This is a genomic window from Micromonospora sp. BL1 (genome assembly GCF_003667485.1).
Classification (GTDB): Bacteria; Actinomycetota; Actinomycetes; order Mycobacteriales; family Micromonosporaceae; genus Micromonospora; species Micromonospora tulbaghiae.
Genome location: NZ_RCVK01000220.1, coordinates 1 through 6,950, shown reverse-complemented (window position 1 = coordinate 6,950; position 6,950 = coordinate 1). Strand labels below are relative to the sequence as shown.

5 protein-coding genes are annotated in these 6,950 nt (G+C 70.6%); 1 reads left to right on the top strand and 4 read right to left on the bottom strand.

Translation table 11 applies throughout. The features are described 5' to 3' along the window. From EAD96_RS12670 to EAD96_RS12655, 4 genes are all read right to left on the bottom strand, one after another. Positions 1 to 1,757, bottom strand: a 1,757-nt coding sequence (locus tag EAD96_RS12670; protein WP_147457869.1) for a glycoside hydrolase family 13 protein, incomplete at its 3' end; no start/stop codon positions are given. A 142-nt stretch (positions 1,758 to 1,899) separates the two neighbouring features. Continuing rightward, positions 1,900 to 2,805: a sugar ABC transporter permease gene (locus tag EAD96_RS12665; protein ID WP_120571700.1), complete on the bottom strand. Its 906-nt coding sequence runs from the start codon at positions 2,803 to 2,805 to the stop codon at positions 1,900 to 1,902. Beyond that, positions 2,802 to 4,445 carry an ABC transporter permease subunit gene (locus tag EAD96_RS12660; protein ID WP_121684389.1) on the bottom strand — a complete coding sequence of 548 codons (1,644 nt, stop codon included), beginning with the start codon at positions 4,443 to 4,445 and terminating at the stop codon, positions 2,802 to 2,804. The genes EAD96_RS12665 and EAD96_RS12660 overlap by 4 nt, the downstream gene beginning before the upstream one ends. Further along, a complete protein-coding gene (locus EAD96_RS12655; RefSeq protein WP_120571702.1) occupies positions 4,445 to 5,695 on the bottom strand; it encodes a maltose ABC transporter substrate-binding protein in 1,251 nt (416 codons plus the stop codon). Before EAD96_RS12655 ends, EAD96_RS12660 begins: the two co-directional genes overlap by 1 nt. Before the next feature lie 199 nt (positions 5,696 to 5,894). On the opposite strand from EAD96_RS12655, the gene EAD96_RS12650 reads away from it, so the two are divergent. Beyond that, positions 5,895 to 6,950, top strand: a 1,056-nt coding sequence (locus tag EAD96_RS12650) for a LacI family DNA-binding transcriptional regulator (RefSeq protein ID WP_147457868.1), incomplete at its 3' end; no start/stop codon positions are given.

Sequence of the window (6,950 nt, the reverse complement as noted above, 5' to 3'; positions counted from 1 at the left end):
CCCTCGGCGTCGGGGCGCAGGGCGGGGGCGTTGCCGTAGACGTTCTCGGCGTTGGGCAGGCCGGTCAGGCGGACCGGGGTGCCGGCGGCGCGTCTCGCCAGCACCAGCACCGTCGACGTGGGCGCCTCGCGCAGGAAGACCAGCGTGTCCGCGTCCGCGTGCACCCAGCGCAGGCCGCCGTGCCGCAGCGCCGGCTCGTCGCGGCGCAGCGTCAGCAACGACCGGTACGCGTCGAACGTGCGCCGGTCCCAGCTCTCCGGCCGGTGCCACGGCATCGGGGTACGCGAGCCCTCCCCGTTCGTACCGGTCAGGCCCAGCTCGTCCCCGGCGAAGACCACAGGCGTGCCGGGCATGGTGGCGAGCAGCCCGGCCGCCACCTCCTGCCGGGCCGCGTCGCCGACCACCGTGCGGATCCGGGCCGAGTCGTGCGAGCCGAGCAGCTGCCACGAGTGCGTGTACGACCGCCAGGACACCAGCGACCGGTAGGTGTTCATGGTGGCGAGGATCGCCGCGGCGTCGCGCCGCCGTACCCCGCCCGGGGTGCCGAGGAAGTTCGGCACCGGGTCGTCGCCGTGGCGCAGCCAGGACCAGACCGGGTCGGTGAAGCCGACGTAGTTCATCGTCCCGTGCCAGCCGTCGCGGTCCAGGTCACCGGTGTGGTCGTGGCCGTGCTCGGCGAGCAGCAGCCCGTCCGGCCGGGTCTGCGCCACCACCTCGCGCAGCAGCCGCGCCACCTCGTGGGTGTACGCGTCCGCGCCGCGCCGCCCGGTCATGTTCGCCACGTCGACCCGCCAGCCGTCCAGCCCGTACGGCGGGCGCAGCCAGCGGCGCAGCAGCGAGTCCTCGGCGGTGGCGAACCGGCGGCGCAACTCGGCGCTGCCCCAGTTCAGCTTCGGCAGCGACTTCACCCCGTTCCACGACTCGTAGTCCGAGCCGGGCAGGTCGAAGTAGTACAGCTCGCGTTCCGGAGCGTTCACGTCGGAGACGGCGGCGGTGAACCAGTGGTGGGCGTCGCCGGTGTGGTTGCTGGTGATGTCGCCGAGCAGCCGCCAGCCCCGGGCGTGCACCGCGTCGGCGAGCCGGGCCAGCGCCGCGTCGCCGCCGAGCAGCGGGTCGACGGTGTCGAAGCTCGACGCGTCGTACCTGTGGTTGGAGCGCGCCGGGAAGACCGGCGTGAGGTAGACGGTGTTGACGCCGAGCCGGTCCAGGTGGTCCAGGTGCTCGGTGACGCCGTCGAGGTCGCCGCCGTAGAACTGGCGGGGCGTCTCCGGGCCGTGGCCGACGACCGGGGTGTCCCAGTCGCACGGGATCGCCCAGTCCGGGGCGGTCCGGCCGTCGGCGGCGGCCGAACGGGCGAACCGGTCCGGGAAGATCTGGTAGATCACGGCGTCGCGGGCCCAGGCCGGCGGCGGGGCGTAGCCGACCAGCTTGAAGTCGCCGTTGTCCGGTACGTCGTGGCCGGCCAGCCCGGCGGCGTTGAGCCAGCGGGCGCCGCGCTCGCCGTCGAGCAGGAAACGGTAGTTGCTGACCGGGTTGCGGACCTCGACGTCGGCCCGCCACCACACGTCGCCGCCGTCGGTGCGGTCGATCCGCGCCTCGGCGAAGCGCGGCTCGCCGTCGCCGGTGGTGCGCACGTGCACCTGGGAGACGCCGGATCCGGCCGGTACCCGGACGAAGACCGGCACGGTCTGCCCGAGCGCGGGCTCCTGCTCCGGGACGTAGGTGGCGGAGCCGTCGTGGTGCGGCTGAAGAGACATGGTGCTGCCTTTCGCGTCGTACCGACAGGGAGAGGGGCGGGCACCCGCCGCGGCCGGTTTCACCCGACCGCGGCGGTCCGCCCGGAAACCGCTCCGGTGTACGCCGACACGACGCCCTTGCCGCAGCGTGAGCCGAGGAGGCTCAGCCCTTGACCGCTCCGGAGGTGAGTCCGGAGACGATGTAGCGCTGGAGCAGCTGGAACACCAGCACCGTCGGGATCGCGGTGAGCAGCGTGCCCGCCGCGAACATCCCGAAGTTGTTGTTGCGCTCGCCCGCGACCAGGCCGTACATGCCGACCGCGAGGGTCTTCGACTCGGGTTCGGTGAGGAACACGTTGGCGATGATGAACTCGTTGATCGACCCGATGAACGCGAGCAGGCCGGTCACCGCCAGGATCGGCGCCACCAGCGGCAGCATGATCCGGAAGAAGACCTGCACGTGCGACGCGCCGTCCATGGTCGCCGACTCGTCCAGCTCCTTCGGCAGGGTGTCGAAGAAGCCCTTCATCAGCCAGGTGTTCGCGCCGAGCGCGCCACCCATGTAGAGCAGGAACAGGCCCCACGGGGTGTTGAACCCGATCGCCGGATAGAGGTCGGTGAGCGTGGTGAAGATCAGGAAGATCGCCACGATCGCCAGGAACTGCGGGAACATCTGGATCAGCAACAGCGCGAGCAGGCCGACCCGGCGCCCGGCGAAACGCATCCGGGAGAACGCGTACGCCGCCAGCGACGACAGGAAGATCGACGCGAAGCTGGCCACGCCCGCGAGCAGCAGCGAGTTGAGGAACCAGTGGCCGAACGCGGTGTTGTCGAACAGGTTCGTGAAGTTCTCCAGCGACACCCCGGTCGGCAGCAGCTCGGTGGAGGAGAGCGTGCCGAGCGGGTTGAACGCCGCCGAGATCACGAACAGGATCGGGAAGAGGCTGAACACCACCGCCAGCACCCCGACCAGGTGCCGCCAGCCCACCTGGGCGAACCAGCGTCTGCGCGAGCGGCGGACCGGCCGACGGGTGGCCGTGGGTGTGGGCGTCTCCGCGATGCTGGTCACGAGTACACCTCCTCCTGCTTGCGGGTCCGCCGGAAGCTGATCGCCGACACCGTCGCCACGATCGCGAAGATGAAGATCGAGACGGTGGCGGCCAGGCCGAACTCGGCGCCCTGCGCGCCGAACGCGAGCCGGTACGTGTAGGTGATCAGCAGGTCGGTGGCGCCGTTGGTCGGGTTGTCCGGCGCGAACGGGCCGCCCTCGGTGGTGAACAGGATCGCGTTGACGTTGTTGAAGTTGAACGCGAACGACGCGATCAGCAGCGGCGACAGCGCCACCAGCAGCAGCGGCAGGGTGACCGCCCGGAACGACTGCCAGGGCGACGCGCCGTCGACCGAGGTCGCCTCGGTCAGCTCCCGCGGGATGGCCTGCAACGCGCCGGTTGCCACCAGGAACATGTACGGGTAACCGAGCCACAACTGCACCAGCACCACCGCGATCCGGGCGGACCAGTTGCCGCCGAACCAGTCGACGTTCAGCCCGAACAGGTTGTTGAGCAGGCCGAAGTCGGTGTTGAACATGTCCCGCCAGATCAGCAGCATGGCGAACGACGGCATGGCGTACGGCAGGATCAGCACCATCCGGTAGAGGTTGGTGCCGCGCATCCGGGGTGAGTGCAGCGCGAGCGCGATGGCCATGCCGAGCAGGAACGTCAGCCCGGTGGAGCCGATCGCGAACGCGAAGTTCCAGGCCAGCGTGCCGAAGAACGGGCCGGAGATGTTGCGGTCGGTGAGCACCGTGGCGAAGTTCTTCAGCCCGACGCCGACTTTCCAGCCCTGGGCGAGGCGTTCGCCGTCGGCGGCGACGAAGGAGCCGGACTCCTCGTCGGCGGTCCACGTCTTGCCGGTCTCGCTGTCCTTGACGCAGTCGCACGCGGCGTCGTACGCCCGGATCGCCTTGCCCTCGTACGCGCGGGTCAGGCCGTTGGAGCGGATGGCGCCCTCGTCGGTGGGCACGACGAGCGCGGTGACCGCGTCGCTGCGGCTGCTGGCCTGCCCGATGTTCAGCAGGGTGTAGCCGTCCGCGGCGGTGATCTTGCCGCTGAGGCTGCTCACCTCGACGTCGGCGGCGTCGAGCTTGCGCAGCCCGTCCGCGTCCCCGGCGAAGACCTCCTTGGTCTTCGGGTCGCTGAGCAGGAAGGTCAGGGAGCCGGTCGCCGGGTCGCCGGTGGTGGCGATGGTGAGGTTGTACTCGGTCGAGCCGGGCACCTGCTTCACCGAGGCGGTCTGCACGGCGACGATCGCGTCGTCCTTGCTGCCGCGGTGCCCGTCGCCGAAGTTCGTGAACGCGGTGCTCGCGGTGTAGAGCACCGGGAAGACCTGGAACGCGATCAGGAAGAGCGTGCCGGGGACCAGGTACTTGGCCGGGATGTGCCGGCGGCTCAGGTAGAGGTAGAACAGGCCGGCGGTGGTGACCGCCAGGACGCCCAGCGCGATCCAGTGTTCGGCCTCGATGAGCGGGAAGGCCGCCCAGATCGCGATCCCGGCCACCAGGCCGAGCAGGACCACCTTGACGACGAGGCCGGTCGCGGTGATCGGCGCGTGTTGCCGCGCGGTACGGGACGTGCGCGGGAGCCCACGGCGTACGGGCTCCCGGCCCGGGGCCTGCGGTGCAGACCCCGGGCCGGACAGCGGCGCGCTCATTACTTGATCTGACCCTGGATGGTCTTGCCGGCGGCCGTGATCGTCTTGGCCGGGTCGGCGCCGCCGATGATGGCGGCCTCGGCCTTGCCGAACGGGTCCCAGATCGCGGCCATGGCCGGGATCGCCGGGAGCACCTGGCCGTTCTTACCGGCCTCGGAGAACTTGGCCAGGTCCGCGTCCTCGCCCTTGACCTGGTCGAAGGCGGCGGTCAGCGCCGGCGGGCGCGGCTCGGCCTTGTACAGCGCGACGGCCAGCTCGGGCTTGGTCACGTAGTTGGTGACGAACTCCTGGGCCAGGGCCTTGTTCTTGCCCTTGGCGGCCACGTAGAACGCCTGGACACCCACGAACGGCTGGGCCTCCTTGCCACCGGCGAAGCCGGGGACCGGGGAGATGTCGTAGGAGATGCCGGCCTTCTTGGCGTCGGCCACGGCCCACGGGCCGGAGACCAGGAACGCGCACTTCTTGCCGGTGAAGGTGGCGATGGAGTTCTCGCCGGTGATGGAGCGCTTCAGCGCACCCTCGCCCTTCTCACCCAGCTTGGCGATCTTCTGGAAGGCAGCGATCGACTCCGGCTTGCCCACGCCCAGGTCCTTCGGGTCGTAGTCGCCGTTCGCCGCGGTGCCGAACAGGTAGCCGCCGCCCGAGGTGTAGAGCGGGTAGATGTGGTACGCGTCGCCGTTCTGGCCGGACTGGAGGCACAGGATCTCGCTGGCCTTCTTCTCGGCCTTGAGCTTCTTGCCGGCGGCGACCAGGTCCTCGATCGTCTTCGGCGCCTCGGGGGCCAGCTCGGTGTTGCGGATCAGCGCGACGTTCTCGGTGGCGTAGGGCACGCCGTAGAGCTGGCCGTTGAACGTGACGGCCTTGACGGCGGTCTCGTTGAAGCCGGCCTTCTGCTCGGCGGGGAGCTGCACCGGGTCGATGGCGCCGTTCTGGACCAGGTTGCCGATCCAGTCGTGCGCGCCGACCACGACGTCCGGGCCGCTGCCCTGCTGAGAGGCGGTGACGAAGTTGGTCTGCAGGTCCTTGGAGACGGCCTGGACCTCGACGGTCACACCGTTCTCCTTGCCGAACTCCTCGGCGAACGGCTTGAGGGCGGCCGTGCGCTTGTCGTCGGCCCAGATGACCAGCTTGCCGCCGGTCGCCTTGGCGGACTCGTCGGCGGCCGGCTTGTCGCTGCCGCTGTCACCACAGCCGGAGGCGGCGAGCGCCAGGCCGAGGACGGCGACCACACCCGCGGTACGGATGCGCATCGGTACTCCTGTCGTCATGGCGGCCCGCCGGGGGAAGGGCGGCCCGCCAGTGGAAACCTCTGAAAGTTCTTGCTGACCGGCGCCGAGATGCTGCGCCGCTGCTCTCGCATGTTGCGGGGACGTTAGCAAGAGGTTGCAGAGAATGGAAGGGCTTGCAGAAGTGTACGCAAGACTTTGCCGTTGGGCTAAAGTGCCGCACATGCGCGCTCGACTGTCCGACATCGCCCAACAGGCTGAAGTCAGCGAGGCCACGGTGTCGCGGGTGCTCAACGACCGCCCCGGCGTGGCCCCCGAAACCCGCCAGGCCGTCCTCACCGCCCTCGATGTGCTCGGCTACGAGCGCCCCGCCCGGCTGCGCAAGCGCAGCGCCGGACTGGTCGGCCTGGTCGTGCCGGAGCTGGACAACCCGATCTTCCCGGCGTTCGCCCAGATCATCGAGTCCGCGCTCGCCCCCACCGGCTACACACCGGTGCTCTGCACGCAGACCCCCGGGGGCGTCCGCGAGGACGAGTACGTGGAGATGCTGCTGGACCGCCAGGTCTCCGGCATCGTCTTCGTCTCCGGCCTGCACGCCGACACCGCCGCGGACCACGACCGCTACCGCACGCTGCTGGCCCGGCCGCTGCCGATCGTCATGATCAACGGGTACGCGCCCGGCATCCCCGCGCCGTTCGTCTCCTGCGACGACCGGGAGTCCGCCGAACTCGCGGTCGCCCACCTGGTCGCGCTCGGGCACCGCCGGATCGGCCTGATCACCGGCCCGGACCGGTTCGTACCGGTGCAGCGCAAGGTCGCCGGCTACAAGGCCGCGATGGGGCGCCTCACCGACATCGCCGAGGACGAGCTGGCCGACCTGACCGAGCTGTCCCTGTTCGGCGTCGAGGGCGGCGAGGCAGCCGCCGGCCGGCTCATCGAGCGCGGCGTGACCGGGCTGGTCTGCGGCTCGGACCTGATGGCGCTCGGCGCGATCCGGGCCGCCCGGCAGCGCGGGTTGTCGGTGCCCGGCGACATCTCCGTGGTCGGGTACGACGACTCCCCGCTCATGGCGTTCACCGACCCGCCGCTGACCACGGTGCGCCAGCCGGTCGCCGCCATGGCCGTGGCCGCGGTGCGGGCCCTGGTCGACGAGATCAACGGCCACCCCTCCCCGAACTCCGAGTACCTGTTCCGCCCCGAGCTGGTGGTACGCGGCTCGACAGCGGTGGCGAAGCCGGCAACTCCCCCCAGCCGCCAGCGCCCCGCCTGTCTCTTATAC